General features: G+C 67.5%; 16 protein-coding genes. 3 read left to right on the forward strand and 13 right to left on the reverse strand.

Going from position 1 to position 18,850, the window contains the following annotated elements; all coding sequences use genetic code 11:
- Positions 1–5: 5 nt before the first annotated feature.
- The gene (locus D0B54_RS01945) at positions 6–1,601 is read right to left on the reverse strand and encodes an MFS transporter (RefSeq protein ID WP_117288685.1); all 1,596 of its coding nucleotides are present in this window, start codon (positions 1,599–1,601) and stop codon (positions 6–8) included.
- A gap of 5 nt (positions 1,602–1,606) precedes the next feature.
- Positions 1,607–3,568 (reverse strand): amidohydrolase, encoded by a 1,962-nt coding sequence (locus D0B54_RS01950; RefSeq protein ID WP_441347428.1) that lies wholly within the window; start codon positions 3,566–3,568, stop codon positions 1,607–1,609.
- Positions 3,569–3,850: 282 nt separating this feature from the next.
- On the opposite strand from D0B54_RS01950, the gene D0B54_RS01955 reads away from it, so the two are divergent.
- The gene (locus D0B54_RS01955; protein ID WP_117288689.1) at positions 3,851–4,411 is read left to right on the forward strand and encodes a helix-turn-helix domain-containing protein; all 561 of its coding nucleotides are present in this window, start codon (positions 3,851–3,853) and stop codon (positions 4,409–4,411) included.
- An 11-nt stretch (positions 4,412–4,422) separates the two neighbouring features.
- Here D0B54_RS01955 and D0B54_RS01960 read toward each other — a convergent pair whose 3' ends face one another.
- From D0B54_RS01960 to D0B54_RS01975, 4 genes are read right to left on the reverse strand one after another with little or no spacing between them, the layout of a single operon-like run.
- A complete protein-coding gene (locus D0B54_RS01960) occupies positions 4,423–5,811 on the reverse strand; it encodes an alginate export family protein (protein WP_117288691.1) in 1,389 nt (462 codons plus the stop codon).
- Entirely contained in the window at positions 5,786–6,190 is a 405-nt protein-coding gene (locus tag D0B54_RS01965) for a DoxX family protein (RefSeq protein ID WP_117288693.1), read from the reverse strand. Before D0B54_RS01965 ends, D0B54_RS01960 begins: the two co-directional genes overlap by 26 nt.
- Positions 6,187–6,456 carry a XapX domain-containing protein gene (locus tag D0B54_RS01970; RefSeq protein ID WP_117288695.1) on the reverse strand — a complete coding sequence of 90 codons (270 nt, stop codon included), beginning with the start codon at positions 6,454–6,456 and terminating at the stop codon, positions 6,187–6,189. Before D0B54_RS01970 ends, D0B54_RS01965 begins: the two co-directional genes overlap by 4 nt.
- Positions 6,457–6,482: 26 nt before the next feature.
- Positions 6,483–7,163 carry a hydrolase gene (locus D0B54_RS01975; protein WP_117288697.1) on the reverse strand — a complete coding sequence of 227 codons (681 nt, stop codon included), beginning with the start codon at positions 7,161–7,163 and terminating at the stop codon, positions 6,483–6,485.
- A gap of 378 nt (positions 7,164–7,541) precedes the next feature.
- Between D0B54_RS01975 and D0B54_RS01980 the strand changes: the two genes are divergently transcribed.
- Both D0B54_RS01980 and D0B54_RS01985 read left to right on the forward strand, forming a co-directional pair.
- Positions 7,542–8,366: an alpha/beta fold hydrolase gene (locus tag D0B54_RS01980; protein ID WP_240433528.1), complete on the forward strand. Its 825-nt coding sequence runs from the start codon at positions 7,542–7,544 to the stop codon at positions 8,364–8,366.
- A gap of 99 nt (positions 8,367–8,465) precedes the next feature.
- A complete protein-coding gene (locus D0B54_RS01985) occupies positions 8,466–11,270 on the forward strand; it encodes an ATP-binding protein (protein ID WP_117288701.1) in 2,805 nt (934 codons plus the stop codon).
- On the opposite strand, the gene D0B54_RS01990 is transcribed toward D0B54_RS01985, so the two are convergent.
- The 7 genes from D0B54_RS01990 to D0B54_RS02020 all read right to left on the reverse strand — a co-directional run bounded on the left by D0B54_RS01990 (position 11,267) and on the right by D0B54_RS02020 (position 18,693).
- Entirely contained in the window at positions 11,267–11,782 is a 516-nt protein-coding gene (locus tag D0B54_RS01990; RefSeq protein WP_117288703.1) for a hypothetical protein, read from the reverse strand. The genes D0B54_RS01985 and D0B54_RS01990 overlap by 4 nt on opposite strands.
- 154 nt (positions 11,783–11,936) lie before the next feature.
- Positions 11,937–12,632 carry an urea ABC transporter ATP-binding subunit UrtE gene (urtE, locus tag D0B54_RS01995; RefSeq protein WP_117288705.1) on the reverse strand — a complete coding sequence of 232 codons (696 nt, stop codon included), beginning with the start codon at positions 12,630–12,632 and terminating at the stop codon, positions 11,937–11,939.
- Positions 12,626–13,480 (reverse strand): urea ABC transporter ATP-binding protein UrtD, encoded by an 855-nt coding sequence (gene urtD / locus D0B54_RS02000; protein ID WP_240433529.1) that lies wholly within the window; start codon positions 13,478–13,480, stop codon positions 12,626–12,628. The genes urtE and urtD overlap by 7 nt, the downstream gene beginning before the upstream one ends.
- Entirely contained in the window at positions 13,477–14,568 is a 1,092-nt protein-coding gene (gene urtC, locus D0B54_RS02005) for an urea ABC transporter permease subunit UrtC (protein ID WP_441347435.1), read from the reverse strand. The genes urtD and urtC overlap by 4 nt, the downstream gene beginning before the upstream one ends.
- 8 nt (positions 14,569–14,576) lie before the next feature.
- Positions 14,577–16,154 (reverse strand): urea ABC transporter permease subunit UrtB, encoded by a 1,578-nt coding sequence (gene urtB / locus D0B54_RS02010; RefSeq protein WP_117288709.1) that lies wholly within the window; start codon positions 16,152–16,154, stop codon positions 14,577–14,579.
- Between the two features lie 164 nt (positions 16,155–16,318).
- Complete coding sequence (gene urtA, locus D0B54_RS02015; RefSeq protein ID WP_117288711.1) at positions 16,319–17,590, reverse strand: urea ABC transporter substrate-binding protein; 1,272 nt, start codon at positions 17,588–17,590, stop codon at positions 16,319–16,321.
- A gap of 83 nt (positions 17,591–17,673) precedes the next feature.
- Positions 17,674–18,693: an outer membrane beta-barrel protein gene (locus tag D0B54_RS02020; protein ID WP_205527243.1), complete on the reverse strand. Its 1,020-nt coding sequence runs from the start codon at positions 18,691–18,693 to the stop codon at positions 17,674–17,676.
- Positions 18,694–18,850: the final 157 nt, after the last annotated feature.

Consider the following 18,850-nt stretch of genomic DNA (forward strand, 5'->3'; position numbering starts at 1 on the left):
TTGGTCTATGGCCGGCTGGCAATGAAATGGCGGATCCGCGGGTAGCCGGGCTCGCGCTGCAGCTCGCGGATGGCCTCCTGCAGGCGGCGGTCGTCCTGGCTGACGCGCTCGTGCTGGCGCAGGTGCTCCAGCCAGGAAGCGGTGCCGAAGCTCTCCAGGTAGCGCCCTGGTTCAGCGGAATCTTCGAACACGTCCCAGTCCAGCGCTCCATCACGGCGGCGGCCCTGGCCGAGTTGTGCCAGCAACCGCAGGAATCGTCCGCGATTCTCATCGGCCACGCTGTACTCCAGTGTGATGAGGACCGGACCGTGATCGTGCTCCGGCTCCTGCGACACCAGGGGCTGCGGCCAGTGCGCCGAAGGAGCGAGGTCGAGGCCATCGCTGCCGTCCAGCGACCAGGAGCGCACCAGAACCAGGGCGGCGCAGGCACCGACCGCCGCCAGCTGCAGCGCCAGTGCGGTGGAACCGAGCTGCGCGATCGTTCCCCATAGCAGGGAGCCGGAGGCAATCCCCAGCGAGAACACGACGATGTAGAGCGACAGGGCGCGGGCGCGCACCCAGCCTGCAACAGCCATCTGCGAGGCGACCTGCAAGGAAGAGAGCACGCAGATCCAGCAGAAGCCGGCGAGCAGCATCGCAGGCAGCAGCCAGTGGATCGGCGGAACCTGTGACGCCAGCAGCATGCAGCCGGCGTAGCCCAGCGTGGCCCAGGTCACCAGCCGGTCGCGGCTCCAGCGCCGGCGCAGGCGCGGCAGCATCAAGGCCCCGGCCACGGCGCCGGCACCGATCCCACCCAGCAGCAGCCCGTAGACGTTGGCGGAGGCCTGCAGGCCGCTGCGCACGACCACCGGCAAGAGCGCCGCCAGCGCGCTGCCGAACAGCAGGAAGGCGGCGCTGCGCACCAGCACGGCGCGCAGCGCGGGCGCATGGGCGGCGTAGCGCAGGCCGCTGCGCAGTGCGCCGCCGAGGCGTTCCGGCGGCAAGGCACTGGCCGCGGGATCGCGGCGCCAGCGCCATAGCACCAGCAGCACGCCGAGGAAAGTGAGGGCGTTGAGCGCGAAGGCCCAGGCGGCCCCGAACTGCGCGACGACGAGTCCCCCCAGTGCCGGACCGATGGAGCGTGCGATGTTCATGCTGAGCGAGCCGAGCGCCACGGCGGAGCCCAGCATGGCCCGTGGCACCAGCTCCGGGGTTGTTGCGTTCTGCGCCGGCATGCTCATGGCGGCGCCGCAGCCCAGGGCGAAGGTCAGCATCAACAGGAGTTCTGGGGTCAGTTGGCCCCGGTGCGCCAGCAGGGCCAGCAGGCTGGCCACCGCGAACATCCAGGCCTGCGCCAGCATGAGGTAGCGACGGCGGTCGACAATGTCGGCGAGGGCTCCGGCGAACAGGGCCAGCAACACCACCGGCACCGTCGTGGCCGACTGCACCGCGGCGATCATCAGCGGCGCATCGCTGAGGTCCGCCATCAGCCAGGCGGCCGCCGTGTCGTGCACCCAGGTGCCGACGTTGCCGGCGAGGATGGCCAGCCACAGCGCACGGAAAGTCGGCACCCGCAGCGGCGCCCAGGCGCCTGCGGCGGGCTCGCGGGTCTGCGTTGCCATGGGCCCTAGAACGCGAAGCAGGCGCAGCCGACGGCGCCCCAGAAGGCTTGCAGGTCGCTGGTGGGCGCCGCATGCCGGGCCGCGTGGGCGTGGCCATGGACGGCACAGGGGGTGGTGCCGTGATGGCGGTGGCTGGCCTGCACGACCCGCTGCGCCTGTGCCAGCGTTGCGCCCTGGTAGCCGCCGTAGTGCGCCACGGGTGACCAGTCGGGCATCGGCCTGGGCAGCGCCGGCGCCAGCGGTCCGAAGGGACCACTGCCGTGGACGATGCGGCCGCCGACCACGGTCAACAGGCTCGTCAGGTCCTTGATCTGCTCTTCCGGCACCTTGAGGTAGTCGCCGGAGAGCAGCGCGAAATCGGCGTAGCGCCCAATGGCCAGGCGCCCCTTGCGCTCCTCCTCGGCGGAGAACCAGGCACTGCCCTCGGTGTAGAGCCGCAGCGCCTGCTCACGCTCCAGCAGGTTGTTCTCGCCGTACAGCGGCAAGCCGCCGATGGTGCGGCCGGTGACCAGCCAGTACAACGCCACCCAGGGGTTGTAGCTGGCCACGCGCGTGGCATCGGTGCCGGCGCCGACCGGCACCCCCGCGGCCAGCAGCTGGCGCACCGGCGGCGTGGCCTGCGCGGCCTTGGCGCCATAGCGCTCGACGAAGTCCTCGCCCTGGTAGGCCATGCGGTGCTGGATGGCGACGCCGCCGCCCAGGACGCGCACGCGCTCGATGTTGCGCGCGCTGATCGTTTCGGCATGATCGAGGAACCAGTGCAGGCCCTTGAACGGGACATCCTTGTTGACCTTCTCGTAGACGTCGAGGATGCGCGTGATGCTCTCGTCGTAGGTGGCATGGATGCGGAACGGCCAGCGCTGCTGGGCCAGCAGGCGCACCACCGGCTCGAGATCACCCTCCAGGCTGCCCGAGAGGTCGGGACGCGGCTCGCGGAAGTCCTCGAAATCCGCCGCGGAGAACACCAGCATCTCGCCGGCGCCGTTGTGGCGCAGCATGGCATCGCCGTCGCCGGGCTTGACCATGCCGGTCCAGCGCTTGAAGTCCGCCAGTTCGCCACCCTTGTTCTGGGTGAACAGGTTGTAGGCGATGCGCAGGGTCAGCTCACCGTCGCGGTGCAGCTGCTGGATGATCTGGTAGTCCTCCGGATAGTTCTGGAAGCCGCCGCCGGCATCGATCACCGAGGTGACGCCCAGACGGTTCAGCTCGCGCATGAAGTGGCGCGTGGAGTTGACCTGGTACTCCGGCGGCAGCTTGGGCCCTGCCGCCAGCGCCGAGTACAGAATCAGGGCATTGGGCTTGGCCAGCAGCAGTCCGGTGGGATTGCCGGCCTTGTCGCGCTCGATCAGGCCACCCGGCGGGTTCGGCGTGTCCTTGCCGTAGCCGATGGCGCGCAGCGCCGCGCGGTTGAGCAGGGCCCGGTCGTAGAGGCGCAGGATGAATACCGGCGTATCGGGGGCGGCCTGGTTGATCTCGTCCAGCGTCGGCAGGCGCTTTTCCCGGAACTGGTGCTCGGTGAAGCCGCCGACCACGCGCACCCACTGCGGCGCTGGCGTGCGGGCGACCTGCGCCTTGAGCATGGCCATGGCGTCGGCCAGGCTGCGCACCCCATCCCAGCGCAGCTCCATGTTGTAGTTGAGGCCGCCGCGGATCAGGTGGATGTGGCTGTCGTTCAGGCCAGGGATGAGGCGCCGGCCGCCGGCGTCGATGAGCTTCGTCGAGTCCCCCTTGAGCTTCATGATCGCGGCTTCGTCCCCCACGGCGGCGATCAGGCCGTCGCGAACGGCCATGGCGGCCGCTTCCGGCTGCTTCGGGTCCAGCGTGGTGATTCTTGCGTTGCGTACGATCAGGTCGGCCATGCCGTTCTCCGCTTGCCTGGAAAAGCCCCGGGGCGCCAGGGCCAGTCCGCAGCCGGCGGCGAGGCCCTGCAGAAGGGACCGACGCTGGCTGGATGTCTGCTGACTCATAGCGATCCCGCACCCGGTGGCTGGTGCCGGCTACTGTCGCCGCCGATGCCGCCGATTGATTGGACTGGCGTGCGCAAGCCCCGCCGGCAGAGCGCCCGCACTTCGCGCGGACCGGGGACGCGGCGGCCACCGTATACATCTTCGGCTTCGGGCCGACCGATACCCGCTACGCCGAGTAAGCCGGCCGCATGCCGCCAATTTCAGGATTTTTCAGATCGCGCCAAAGACTCCGCCACGTCATGGAACTAGCTTGGGATCGGGCTCACGACATGGAGGAGTGGCATGAGCGACAGGTCTATGGAAGGGGACGCGCTGTCGGCCCCGGCCGACCCCAGGGAAGCGGCACCCCGGGGTCATGACGTCATCGGCGATGGCGTGTGCCGGCCAAGCAACGGCCTGAATCGCCGGGCCCTGCGGCGGGTACATGCCTATATGCTGGCCCATCTGGGAGAGCGCATCGGACTCGAGGATCTGGCACGGGCGGCCTGCATGAGCCGTTTCCATTTCGCCAGACAGTTTCGCGGCAGCACTGCCTGCAGCCCGATGGAATACCTCCTGTACCTGCGTCTGGAGACGGCGGCGGGCCTGCTCGCAGCCGGCGAGCGGCCGATCGGGGACATCGCGCTCGCCGCCGGCTTCTGCGACCAGAGCCACTTCTGCCGGACCTTCCGGCGTTGTACGGGCCTGACACCGAAGGAGTATGCACGGCGCTGCGCCGACGGCCTTGCCGTGCCGCCGGTGCAGGCTCCGGGGATCGGATCGCCGTCCGGCATCTCTGCAACGGTGTACCAGGAGGCTCAGGCGGATTCGATCTTCGACGACGAGCTTGCTGTCGTTGCGTAGGCGCGTGCCGCTCAGAAGCGCCATGCCGCCGACAGCATGCCGAAGTCGACGTCGGAGCCGCCGGCCTGGCGTATCGCCGCACCCGCCTCGAAGTGCACATAGGCAGCGCGCAGTTCCAGCCGTGGCGTCGGCTTCCACATCGGCTCGAAACGGAATTGCTGGCCGATCTCCGACGAGCCGCCGGTACTGCCGGCCAGCGGCGTCGCCGGCGACGGGGTGAGATAGACGGCATCGGCCTGGCGCTGCTTCCGCAGCAGGTTCCAGCCCAGGGCCAGCGTCAGCCGGTCGGAGGGATAGAGGGTCAGCGTGGGTTGCAGGTCGATGAAATTCGCCGGCGCGACCAGGCTGGCCTCGCTGAAGTAGGTGGGGTTCGGATACAGCGCGTTGAAGGTCTGCAGGCGGCCGTCGCCAAGGTCGCCGTCGCCGCTGGCGATGTTGGCCTTGAGGCCCAGACGCGGTCGCCAGGACCATGATGGCAAGCGGTAGCCGCTATCGCTGGCGACGGTCCAGGCGCGGATGGCGTCGCTGCCGTGGCGGCCGTTCTGACCGATCGCCTCGATGTTCCAGTCCAGCCGCTCCCAGCGGCCATACCAGCGCAGGCCCAGCGAGCGGCGCCGCTCCGCTGCGCTGCCCGCCGCGAAGCTCGCGCTGCCGCGTTCGTAGTCCAGGTAGTAGGTCTCGAGCACGCCGCCCGGGGGGGAGGGCGTCAGGGCCAGCTGCAGGCCGCGCAGGCTCTCCTGCGGATGTCGCCGGTCGTCGAATGCGCCCGGCTCGTTGCGCACCGGGCGCAACTGGAAGGCGTCGAGCCGCCAGCCGCCGCCGCTCCAGAATCCGCGGACGCCATCGAAGGCGCGGCGCAGGTTCGGCGACTCGCGCACCGATACCAGGCGGGAACTGCCCAGGCTCAGTTCCTGGCGGCCGGCACGCAGCGTGGCGCGGCCACTGCCGAGCGCGAACGCCAGGTCGGCGAAGCCCTGCTGCAAGTCCGGATCGCTCTGGTCCGAAGGCGTGGGACCACCATCGCGGCCGCTCTGGGCGTACGCGCCGAGTTGCGTGAACAGGCGCAGGCCGCCGCCCAGGTGCAGGTCGGCGTGCAGCAGCAGCCGATGCAGCGTGTAGCGATCGCTGCGCGTGCCGATACCGAAATCGGGTGCGTCGACCGCTTCGAAACGTTCGCGCCACTCACCGCCCAGGCTGAGGTAGCGCTGGCCGCCGCCGGACAGCGGCAGGCACTTGAGCCGGTCGGTGGCCGGCAAGCCGGCGCGGCCGCAGAACGCCTGCCAATCCTCGTCGTAGCGATGCGGCGCGAAGTCCGGGCGTTCCGCCGCCGCCGCCGCGGCACAGGCCGCCAGCAGGATTCCGGCGGCGAGACGCTCAGGCCGCTGCGCCGTGGCCTTCACGCAGTGCCAGTACCGCGATCATGATGAAGCCGCCGACCAGGCCGGCATGCTCGAGGAAAGCATTGAGGTTGTGGAAGCGCTCCATGCCGTCCATGGTCCAGAAGGCATGGCCGATCAGCGTGGCCAGTACCGTGAAGCCGGCCAGCGCAAACGCTCCGAGCGCGCGCAATCGCCCGCCGGTGAACAGCACCAGCGCCGAGCCGCCGAGCTGCACCGCGATAGTCAGGACGGCAAACAGGGCCGGCGGCTCGAGCCCGAAGTGCGCCTGCTCGGCCAGCGCCGCCGGGAAGTCGGATAGCTTGGCCAGGCCGCTGTACAGGAACGCCAGGCACAGGCCGAAGCGGCACAGCCACAGCGGCAGGCGGCCTTCAGGCTTCATGCACGATCGCCGGGGACATCATCGGTGGGCGGCGCCTTGGGCAGTTCGCCGAACACGTGCTCGCCGCACTGCTGGCGGACCCATCCCACGGTCACCGTCTCGCGCGCCAGCAGGCGCTTGGCCAGCGGTACGGCCTGCTCGCCGAGCAGGATGCCGAGCAGGCCGATCAGGGCCACCACCGGGGGCGCCGGCGAACGCACGTTGAGCAGCCCGTAGATGGCGCCGACCAGAAGGCCGGCGCCGAGGGACAACAGGTAGATCTTCATGACTCCGCCTCCGCCACCGGCCGGGCTCAGTGTCCGCCCGGAATCTTGTAGGTCGGGAACTGGGTCGGCGGCGCGCCATGCACCATGGTGTAGGCGTATTCGACGCCGATGCCGTAGGCGCCGCAGTGATTCTTGACGATGTCCATGACCGCGTCGTAGGTGTCGCGCTGCGCCCAGTCGCGCTGCCATTCCAGCAGGGTGGACAGCGCCGTCACCGGCTTGGCACCGGCCTGGATCACGCGCTTCATGGCGTTCTCGTGCGACAGCAGGCTGACGTCGCCGCAGCAGTCCTCGACCACGTAGACCTCATAACCGTCGTGGATCGCCTGGATCGTGGGCAGTGCCACGCAGGTCTCGGTCCACAGGCCGGACAGCACGATCTTCTTCTTGCCGGTCTTCTTGATCGCGGCAACGAAGTTGTCGTCGTCCCAGGAGTTCATCGAGGAGCGCTCGATCGGCGCCACGCCCGGCAGCGCGGCGAGCACCTGCGGCCAGGTGTTGCCGCTGAAACTCTTGCTCTCCACCGTCGACAGCACCACCGGCACGCCGAATACCTGTGCGGCCTTGGCCAGCACGACGTTGTTGTTGATGATCGTCTGGCGGTCGTGACTGGCGGTGCCGAACAGCATCTGGCCCTGCAGGTCGATGAGGGCGACGACGCAGTTGTCGGGGGTGAGCAGGCCTTTTTCGCTGCGCTTCTTGAGCATGGGGTTCTCTCGGAAGGTGTGGATGGGTGGGTTGAACCTTGGGGGTCCAACCGTGGCCATGCTGCGACGCGGCGCGGTCGATTGATTGTCACGCCGTGCTCTCTTCTGGCCAGCGGTGAAGAACTGCACGCTCATCCAAAACCGAGCATGCGCGTCCAAGCGCCGCGGGGCTGCGCCGCGGAAGACTGGCCGTAGCCTGCAATGGCAAGGCCCAAAAAGGAGAACGCGACGATGGACAGCGGCACGAAGCAAGGCGGGGACCTGTCGCGGCGCGATCTTCTCAAGGCAGGGGCTGGCATCGCCGCGGGGCTCTCGCTCCCCGGTGCCGCCTGGGCCGCCGGCAACTCCACCAACGCTCCCCAACGAGGATCTCAAGCCATGAGCACCATCACCACGAAGGACGGTACGCAGCTCTACTACAAGGACTGGGGCTCCGGTCAACCGGTAGTGTTCAGCCATGGCTGGCCGTTGAATTCGGACAGCTGGGAAGCGCAGATGATGTTCCTGGCCGACAAGGGCTATCGCTGCATCGCCCATGACCGGCGCGGGCACGGTCGCTCCAGCCAGCCCTGGAACGGCAACGAGATGAACACCTACGCCGACGACCTGGCGGCGCTGATGGATATGCTGGACCTGAAGAAGGCCGTACTGTTCGGCTTCTCTACCGGTGGGGGCGAGGTGGCGCGCTACATCGGGCGCCATGGCACTCGGCGCGTCGCCAAGGCAGGGCTGATCTCCGCGGTGGCCCCGCTGATGCTCAAGACCCCCGCCAACCCGGGCGGGCTGCCGGTCTCGGTATTCGATGGCCTCCGTGCCGGCTCGCTCGCCGATCGCTCGCAACTGTACCGGGACATCGCCAGCGGCCCGTTCTACGGCTACAACCGCCCCGGAGCCAAACCCTCGCAAGGGGTGATCGATTCCTTCTGGATGGCCGGCATGATGTGCGGTCACAAGAATGCCTATGACTGCATCAAGGCATTCTCCGAGACGGACTTCACCGAGGACCTCAAGAAGTTCGACGTGCCGACACTGGTGCTGCATGGAGACGACGACCAGATCGTGCCCATTGGCGCCGCCGGCCTCGCTTCGGCCAAGATCCTCAGGAACGCGACGCTGAAGGTCTACAAGGGTGCCCCGCATGGCCTGTCCGACACCCACAAAGACCAACTGAACCAGGATCTGCTGGCCTTCATCAGGGCCTGACGCGGCGCGCAGCATCAAAGCGGACGAGGTGCCCCCAACGGTGGCTGCGGTATCCTGAATGCTCACGCCAACGGAGCTGCGAGCACGGATGCCAAGGCCATGGGAACCCTAGAATTCGGGCGCTACACGCTGCAATTGCAACGCCGCGAACTGCTTGCCGATGGCAAGCCGGTGGAGCTGGGCCGCCGTGCCTACGAGGTGCTGCTGGCGCTGGTCGAGGCAGGCGGCGCGGTGTTGAGCAAGGACGAGTTGCTCGCCCGCGTCTGGCCGGGGCGCGTCGTCGAGGAGAACAACCTGCAGGCGCAGATATCGGCGCTGCGCCGTGCGCTCGGCGAGGACCGCGACCTGGTACGCACGGTCGGCGGGCGCGGCTATCACTTTGCCGGTGAACTGAGTGAGCCGGAGCGGCCGGCGCAGCCGGTGGGGATGCCGCGCCACAACCTGCCCCCACCGGGGTTCGAGCTGTTCGGCCGCGATCGCCTGGTCGATGAGGCGGTCGCCGTGCTGCTGGAAAAGCGCTTCCTGACCCTGGTGGGCAGCGGCGGCATCGGCAAGACCCGCCTGGGCCTGGAGATCGCGCGGCGCCTGCTGCCGCATGCCGTGGATGGCGTCTGGCTAGTGGAGCTGGCGCCGGTGGCCGACCCGGAACTGGTGCCCGCGACCGCGGCCTCGGCGCTGCGCCTCAAGCTGCCAGGCGGCCCGATCACCGCCGAGCGCGTCGCCAGCGCCCTGTCCGGGCGCGAGGTGCTGCTGGTGCTGGACAATTGCGAGCACCTGATCGAAGCCTCGGCGGCGCTCGCCGAGGCGGTGCGCTGCGTCAGTCCGGAAAGCCTGGTGCTGGCCACCAGTCGTGAACCCCTGGGCGCGGAGGGCGAGCATGTTTGCCCGGTGCCGCCACTGGACGTGCCGGCGGCGGAGGGCGAGACCGCGCAGGCGGTGCTGCAGGCCGGTGCGGTGCGGCTGTTCGCCGCGCGAGTGCGCGCGGTGGCGCCCCGGTTCGCACCGGAACTGCACGCCATGGCGATCGGCAACGTCTGCCGTCAGATCGACGGCATTCCGCTGGCGATCGAGTTGGCCGCGGCGCGAGCCGCGACGCTGGGTGTGGAGGAGGTGGCGGCGCGGCTGCACGACCGCTTTGGCCTCCTCACCGGGGGGCGCCGCACTGCGCTGGCCCGTCACCGTACATTGCGGGCCACGCTGGACTGGAGCTATGAACTGCTGTCCCCAACCGAGCGCCTCATCCTGCAGCGGCTCAGTGTCTTTGTCGGCGGCTTTGCGCTGACATCGGTCGAGGCGCTGGCGGCGAGCGCCGATATTGCCGCTGCCGAGGCGGTCGATTCGCTCAGCAGCCTGGTCGCCAAGTCGCTGGTGGGCGTCGAACTGGGGGGCGAGCGCCCGCGTTACCGCCTGCTGGAGACCACACGTGTCTACGCGCAGGAGAAACTGGTGGAAAGCGGGGAGGCCCAGTGCGTCGCCCGCGCCCACGCCGAACACTACCGCGACCTCATCCGCTGCGCCGAAGCGGAGTGGGGTCGGCAAGACGTCGATTCCTGGATCGCTGCCTACGGCTATGCCCTGGACGACGTGAGAGCCGCGCTGGACTGGTGCTACTCGGTACAGGGAGATCGTGCGATCGGCGTCGCGCTGACGATCCACGCACTGCCGCTGTGGATCCAGCAATCCCTGATGGATGAATGCCACCGCCGCGTCGAACAGGCATTGTCCCGGCTTTCCGAGGAGCAGCGCGACGGCGAGGCGGCGATGCAGCTGTACGCGGCGCTGGGCGGAGCCTTGCTCTACACTGGCGGATCCCGGCGCATGGAGGAGGCCTGGACGCGTGTCCTGGACACTGCGATGCGCCTGGGACAGGTCGACTATCAGATCCGTGCAACCTGGGGCTTGTGGCTCTCCTACATGACCGGGGGCTTCCATCGCAAGGCCCTCAAGAATGCAGAGCGGCTGATCCAGATCGCTTCGCACGAGGGTGATCCGATGGATGCGCTGATCGGTGAGCGTCTCAAGGGAATCTCGCTGCACTGCCTGGGTGACCAGGCCGGCGCGCGCCGGCACATCGAGAACCTGCTTCGTGCCGGGCCCTTGGCCTTCCATCAGCCGCGCATGATCCGCTACCAGTACGATCAGTACGTGGCCGCGCACTCCTTCCTGGCTTCGGTGCTCTGGGTGCAGGGCTATCCCGATCAGGCAACCGCCGCAGCGAATGCCGCCATCGAACGCGCACAGGCACTCAACCACACATTGACGTTGTGCCATGGGCTGGTTCAGGGGGGCTGCGCGGTGCCCCTGCTGGTGGGTGACCTGGAAGCCGCGCTCCGACGGACGACCTTGCTCAACGAGCGGTCGGCTCAGAACTCGCTGGATGTACTGGGCGGACTCGGCCAGTGCTTTTCCGGCATGTTGCAGGTGTCACGGCAGGACTGGCTCAACGGCGTGAGCTTGCTGCGCGCAGGTATCGAACAGCTCGCGCGCCTGGACTTCTTCCTGTACCGCTCCATGTTCGAGTCCGTGCATGCAGGAGCCTTGGCGGGTGCCGGCTGCATCGACGAGGCCGCGGCCGTCGCCGACGCGGAACTGCTTCGGGCCTCCGGGGGCGACGAGTGCTGGGCCTACCCCGAACTGCTCCGGGTGCGGGGAGAGATCAGCGTCCTGACCGGCGATCCGGCAAGGGCCCGCCGCGAGTTCGACGAGTCCCTGGAACTGGCGCGGCGCCAGGGTGCCTTGTCCTGGGAACTGCGGACGGCGACCAGTCTGGCGCGACTGCTGCAGGCACAGGGACGCGGCACGGACGCCCGGCGGGAACTGCTGACGGTGTACGAGAAATTCAGCGAGGGATTCGCCAGCGCGGACCTGGTGGCCGCTCGGATGCTGCTTGCCTCCCTGGCTTAGCGGGCTTCCGGGAGCGGCCCCCGGTGCCTGCTGCTCCGACCCGCCCGCAAGTGCCGGAACTGCAGCACGGCCCCCGCCAGGAAGACGAGAAAAGCCACACCGAAGGCCGGCAGCAGGCGCGGGTCGTCCGGTCCGGAGACCAGCGGCGCGCCGGGCGGCAGCCGGGTGGCGGTTTCCGTGAACGCCGGGATCATGTGCAGCAACAGCGTGAACGAATAGCCGAGCGTGGCGATGTACCGCGCCGCGGGTAGCCCCGGCCGCATCTCGGCCCCCCACGCGACCGCCAGCACCAGCAGGGTAAAGATGCCCAAGACATGCGCCTTGTTGAATCCGCCATGCTGGAAGATGAAGAGCGCGGTCAGGCAGGTCAGTGCGGTTGCCAGGACGTAGGTTCTGCCGGCGGTGTGACGCCAGGCGATCGCCCCGTGGCGCGCCAGGCTGTAGAAACCCGCGCCCACGGCGACAAGGCTGATCGCCGTGTGGATGATGCCGATACTGGTCAGACCGAGCATTTACCTTCTCCCCGCAGACAGTGCCTGGCAGTCTGCGCTCGCGCGAGGAGCAGGACTTGTGCGGGCGTGCCCTTTTGTCGCCGGGCAGGTCTACCTGGAAGCACAGCAGGTCGATCGCCTGCGCCCCGGGTCCCCGTCAGGGGCGGCACAAGGCTCACACCGTCAGATGATGCCGGACCATGTCGTCGCTGAGCTGGTTGATGGCGCCGCTGGCGACGACGCGCCCCTTGTCGAGGATGCGGAATTCGCTGGCCACGCGCCGCGCGAACGGCAGCTTCTGTTCCACCAGCAGCACGGTCAGCCCGGTGTCCTGGTTCAGGCGCAGGATCAGATCGCCGATCTCCTGCACGATGTTGGGCTGGATGCCCTCGCAGGGTTCGTCCAGGATCAACAGGCGCGGGTCGAACACCAGGGCGCGGCCGATGGCGAGCTGCTGCTGCTGGCCGCCGGACAGGTCGCCGCCGCGGCGGCGGGACATCTGCCTGAGCACCGGGAAAGTCTGGTAGACCTTTTCCAGCGCCTCGGCCTGGCCGGACTTGCGCACGTACAGGCCCAGGCGCAGGTTCTCCTCCACCGTGAGCTGCGGGAAGATCTCGCGTCCCTGCGGCACGTAGCCGATGCCCATGCCGGCACGGCGGTCCGGCGCGATGCGGCGGATGTCCTGGCCCTCGTAGCGGATTTCGCCGCTGCTCAGCGGCAGCAGTCCCATCACCGCGCGCAGCAGCGTGGTCTTGCCCATGCCGTTGCGGCCCATCAGGCAGGTGACCGAGCCGGTGGGCACCTCCAGGTCCACGTCCCAGAGTGTGTGGCTGCCGCCGTAGAACTGGTTGACACCCTTGACGCTCAGCACCGCGGTTCTCCCAGGTAGACCTCGACCACCTTCGGGTCGTTCTGCACCTCGTCGATCGAGCCTTCGGCCAGCACGCTGCCCTCGTGCAGCACGGTGACCTTGCGCGCGATCGAGCGCACGAAGTCCATGTCGTGCTCCACCACCACCACCGAATGCTTGCCGGCCAGCGACAGCAGCAGCTCGGCCGTGCGCTCGGTCTCCTGCGGCGTCATGCCGGCGACCGGCTCGTCCACCAGCAGCAGTTGCGGCTCCTGCATCAGCAGCATGCCGATCTCCAGCCACTGCTTCTGTCCGTGCGACAGCGTGCCTGCCAGCGCGCCGCGATGATCCTTCAGGCCGATCGTCTCCAGTACCTCGTCGATATGCTGCAGCTGCGCCGGGCTGAGCCTGGCGAACAGGACCTTCCACACCGACTTGTCGCCGGCCATCGCCAGCTCCAGGTTCTCGAACACCGTGTGCTGCTCGAACACGGTGGGCTTCTGGAACTTGCGGCCGATGCCGGCCTGGGCGATCTGCGGCTCGGTCATGCCGAGCAGGTCGATGGTCTGGCCGAACCAGGCGGAGCCGCTGTCCGGGCGGGTCTTGCCGGTGATCACGTCCATCATCGTGGTCTTGCCGGCGCCGTTGGGCCCGATGATGCAGCGCAGCTCGCCGGCGGCCACGTACAGGGTCAGCTTGTTCAGTGCCCGGAAGCCGTCGAAGCTGACGGTGATGTCCTCCAGGTACAGCACCGTGTTGTGGCTCAGGTCCAGCCCCGGCGGGTTATGGCGCTGGAGCACGTCGCCGCTGCGCGGCGACGGTCGCAGGCGGGCCGGGATCAGGCGCGAGAAGGCATGCGGCATGTTCATGCGCGGCTCCCGCGCAGCTTGCCGATCAGGCCGGCCAGGCCCTGCGGCAGGAACAGCGTCACCACCACGAACAGGGCGCCGAGGGCATAAAGCCACACGTCCGGCATCGCCGTGGTGAACCAGGTCTTGGCGTAGTTGACCACCACTGCGCCCAGCACCGCGCCGTAGAGCGTGCCGCGCCCGCCGACCGCGACCCAGATCACCACCTCGATGGAGTTGATCGGGCTGAACTCGCCGGGATTGATGATGCCTACCTGGGGCACGTACAGCGCCCCCGCGACACCGGCCAGCATCGCCGAGAACACGAACAGCCAGAGCTTGTAGGACTCCACGCGGTAACCGATGAAGCGCGTGCGGCTCTCGGCGTCGCGTACCGCCTGCACCACCCGGCCCAGGCGCGAACGCGTGATCGCGCGGCAGGCCCAGAAGCCCAGTGCCAGCGCTGCCGCCGTGACCAGGAACAGCGCGATGCGCACGCCCGGCGCCTTCAGGTCGAAGCCCAGCAGTTCCTTGAAGTCGGTCAGGCCGTTGTTGCCGCCAAAGCCCATTTCGTTGCGGAAGAAGGCCAGCAGCAGCGCATAGGTCAGTGCCTGGGTGATGATCGACAGGTACACGCCGGTGACGCGCGAACGGAACGCCAGCCAGCCGAAGACATAGGCCAGCAGGCCCGGAGCGAGCAGCACCATCAGCGCCGCGAACCAGAACATGTCGAAGCCATGCCAGTACCAGGGCAGCTCGCTCCAGTTCAGGAACACCATGAAGTCCGGCAGCTCGGCATTGCCGTAGACCCCGCGGCTGCCGATCTGGCGCATCAGGTACATGCCCATGGCATAGCCGCCCAGCGCGAAGAAGGCCGCATGGCCCAGGCTGAGGATGCCGCAGTAGCCCCAGACCAGGTCCACCGCCACCGCCAGCAGGGCGTAGCACATGTACTTGCCGACCAGGGTCACCGTGTAGGTGGACATGTGCAGCGCCGATCCCTCCGGCACCGCCAGGTTGAGCAGCGGCACCAGGATCGCGGTGGCCAGCAGCACGGCGTAGAAGCCAAAGGCACCGCGCTCGCGGCGCCAGGCCAGCAATCGTTCCATGAAGTTCATCAGTGGCCCTCCGCCGCGCGGCCTTTCTGGGGGAACAGGCCTTGCTTGCGGCGCTGGATGAACAGGATGATGAACACCAGCATCAGGATCTTGGCCATCACCGCGCCCACCCAGGGCTCCAGCAGCTTGTTGCTGACCCCCAGGGCCATGCCGCCGATCAGCGTGCCCCAGAGATTGCCGACGCCGCCGAACACCACCACCATGAAGGAGTCGATGATGTAGGCCTGCCCCAGGTTGGGGCCGACATTGGTCAGCTGCGACAGCGCCACGCCGGCGATGCCGGCGACGCCGGAACCCAGGCCGAAGGTCATCGCGTCGACGCGGGAGGTGGCGATACCCATGGCGGTGGCCATGCGCCGGTTCTGCGATACCGCCCGCACCTTCAGGCCCAGCGAGGTCTTGTTCAGCGTCATCCACAGCAGGCCGAACACCAGCAGCATGAACACGACGATGTAGAGGCGGTTGTAGGTGATCGACAGCAGGTCGTTGATCTTCAGCGAGCCGCTCATGAATTCCGGCGTCTGCACCGAGCGGTTCAGCGGCGAGAAGATCGAGCGCACCAGCTGCTGCAGGATCAGGCTCAGGCCGAAGGTCGCCAGCAGGGTTTCCAGCGGCCGCCCGTACAGGTGCCGCACGATGCCACGCTCGATCGCCACGCCCATCAGTCCCGACACCATGAAGGCTGCGGGGATCGACAGCATCAGCGCCAGGCCGACGTGGTGGGGCAGCAGCTGCTGCATGACGTAGGCGGTGTAGGCGCCCAGCATGATCAGCTCGCCGTGCGCCATGTTGATGATGCCCATGACGCCGAAGGTGATCGCCAGGCCGATGGCGGCCAGCACCAGAACCGAGCCGAGGCTCAGGCCGAAGAACAGCATCTCCACGCTCTCGTAGACCTTGCGCCAGGACTCGATGCCGCGCACCGCGGCACCGGCGGCGTTGCGCACCGCCGGATCGGCGTCCGCCGCATCGCCTGAGGCCAGTTGCGCCAGGCGGTTGTAGACCTCGGCACTCATGTCGCTCTTCAGGCCCTCGATCGCCGCGAGGCGGTCGGCGGCATCGGCGGCATCCAGCCCGGACAGCGCCAGCGCCAGTTCGATCTCATGCCTGACGGTGGCGTCCTTCTCCAGCGGCAGGCGCGCTTTCAGCGCGGCCACCGAGGCTTCGTCCAGCTCGCGGCGCATCTCGCGCACGGCATTCAGGCGGGCGCCGGCCTCGGGGCTGGCCAGGGCGAACTGTGCCAGGGCGCCCTTGAGCGCCTTGCGCAGGCGATTGTTGGTGCCGATCTTTTCCAGCGCGGCACTGTCGATGCCCGCGGCGACCGTACCGCTGGCGGCATCGAGATAAGCCGCGTCCCCGGTTTCCAGCAGCAGGCGCCCGGCGGCATCGGCGTAGAGCTTGCCCTCGAGCCAGCCCTGCAGCAGGGACTGGGCGCGAGGATCACCGCTGCGGCCGATCTGGCCCGCCAGCGTTTCCTTTTCCGTGTATGAAGCCCCTGGCAAGGCTGCCAGGGCTGTAGCGAATGGGTTGTCTGCAGGAGCCTGCGCCATCGCGGCGCCGGCCTGCAGGCAGAGCATAAAAAGCAGCAGCGGTCGGCACAGAAGTGCGAGCCAGCTCCGGTGCCGCCGCTGCCGATTCCTTCGGAGATGCATATTCGTTTCCACGCAAATAGCAGGCCGCCTCGCGGCGGCGGGAAGGGCCGGTTCCCTGGCAGCGGGAACCGGCCTTCCGCATCAAGGCCTCAGTACACCTGGCCCGAGCACTTCTTGGTCTTGGTGTTGTAGTTGCCGCACTTGAGCTTCACCCAGTCGGCTTCCACGTCCTTGCTGCCCGGCAGGTAGTCGGACCAGGCATCGCCGGCGACCTCACCCTTGGTCTGCCAGACGATGTCGAACTGGCCGTCCTCGCGGATCTCGCCGATGTACACCGGCTTGGTCAGGTGATGGTTCGGCAGCATCTTGGCGGTGCCGCCGGTCAGGTTCGGCGTTTCCAGGCCGATGATGGCGTCGCTGACCTTGGCCACGTCGGTGGTCTTGGCCTTCTCCACCGCCTGGACCCAGAGCTTGAAGCCGATCACGGTCGCTTCCATCGGATCGTTGAAGGTGCGGTCCGGCTTCTTGATGAACTTCTGCCAGGTGGCGATCTCGGCCTTGTTGGCCTTGGTGTTGATGCTCTGGAAGTAGTTCCAGGCCGCGAGATGGCCGACCAGGGGCTTGGTGTCGAGGCCCGCCAGTTCTTCCTCACCCACCGAGAAGGCCACGACCGGGATGTCTTCCGCCGAGATCTTCTGGTTGCCCAGCTCCTTGTAGAAGGGCACGTTGGCGTCGCCGTTGATGGTCGAGACCACCGCCGTCTTCTTGCCGGCCGAGCCGAACTTCTTGATGTCCGCCACGATCGACTGCCAGTCGGAGTGACCGAAGGGCGTGTAGTTGATCATGATGTCTTCCTGCTTCACGCCCTTGCTCTTGAGGTAGGCCTCGAGAATCTTGTTGGTCGTGCGCGGGTAGACGTAGTCGGTGCCGGCCAGGACCCAGCGCTTCACGCCGATGTCCTTCATCAGGTAGTCCACCGCCGGGATCGCCTGCTGGTTGGGCGAGGCGCCGGTATAGAACACGTTCTTGGACGACTCTTCACCCTCGTACTGCACCGGGTAGAACAGCAGGCCGTTGTTCTTCTCGAACACCGGCAGCACCGACTTGCGCGAGACCGAGGTCCAGCAGCCGAACACCACGTCGACCTTGTCCTTGACCAGCAGCTGCTCGGCCTTCTCGGCGAACAGCGGCCAGTTGGAAGCCGGGTCCACGACCACGGCTTCCAGCTTCTTGCCGTTGACGCCGCCCTTCTTGTTCTGCTCGTCGATCAGCATCAGGACGGTGTCCTTCAGCGTGGTCTCGGAGATGGCCATCGTGCCGGACAGCGAGTGCAGCACGCCGACCTTGATGGTGTCTGCGGCCTGGGCCGCGAAGCTGGCTACGCCGAGCGCGGCGGCCGTCAGGATGAATTTGAGTTTCATGACAGGGATTCCGTTGCTAAGGTGTGGATGACTGCGCCAGCCGGTGACGGCTGGCGCAGTGCGATGACGCTGTTGATGTCGAATCAGAACGTGAACAGGGCTTCGATCGCGAACAAGTCCGAATCGCCTCTGGTATCGGAACTGTCCATCCGGTATTCGCCCACGAGCAGCAGGTTGCCGCCGACCTTGTAGCTGGGCGACAGGGTGATGGCGCTGCCGTCGTCGGTGGTGGCACCGGCGGCGTCCTCGATCTCGAAGTCGTGATAGCGGACCGTGAAGCCGTAGGGGCCCGTGGCGTAGTTGGCCATCAGCAGGTAGCCGTCGCCCTCGACACCGGTGGCGTCAATGACGCCGTCGCCGTCGTAGTCGTAGTTGATGCCGCCGTAATCGGCCGTGTTGTATTCGCCCGCGAAGGTGAATCCCGAGACCGCGTAGGAAACCCAGACGTTGACGATGTCCGTGTCGGTGTCATTGTCCGAGATGTAGAACGCTTTCGCGGTCAGTCCTTCCACGGGCGTCACGGACACGCCGAATTCGTAGCCCATCTTGTCGTCGACGCCATCGATGCTGTTCCGGTCCAGCGGATTGAAGGCGCTGGCGACGGCAGACCCCATGACGGCGAACTTGCCGCCGTTGTAGTAGGCCGACACGCCGTTCTGGTAGAAACCATAGAAATACGGGGCGTAGCCGGTGCCGCTGTACTGGAACAGGCCGGTGGGCTCTTCGGTTTCCCAACCGGTGTAGCTCAGAAAGCGACCCACTTTCACGCTGAACTGCTCGTTGAATGCCTTGGTGATGAAGGCCTGCTCGACGAAGGTTTCGTCGTCACTGCCATCAAAGCCATCGCCGTATTCGATGTCCACCTGTGCGGAAACACCGCTCGAACCGGCATACTTGAAGTCGGTCTCGAACTGGTCGATGCCGATGCTTTCCGTGCTGGATCCGCCGTCGGGCTTGACGGATGAATACGACATGTCGAGAAAGCCGGTGATGCTGATGCCATTCCCCAACTCGATATCCGCGTGTGCGACGGGAATGGCGCCCGCCGCGCCAGCGGCCATCAGCGCCGACGCCCAGCGCGTGACCTTGTTGATCCTGTTCATCCGCCGCGCTCCCATTTCCTGCTTACTCACGTTCCATCTCCCTGTGTGTGCATCCGTCAATGGGCTTGAGCCCGAGAAATCCGACAGGGGGAGCAGGCATTGACCGGGGGTAACGGCATCCTTCTTGCTTCGCCGACCCCGCGGACCCCGTTTGCCG

The organism is Solimonas sp. K1W22B-7 (genome assembly GCF_003428335.1).
Taxonomy (GTDB): Bacteria; Pseudomonadota; Gammaproteobacteria; order Nevskiales; family Nevskiaceae; genus Solimonas_A.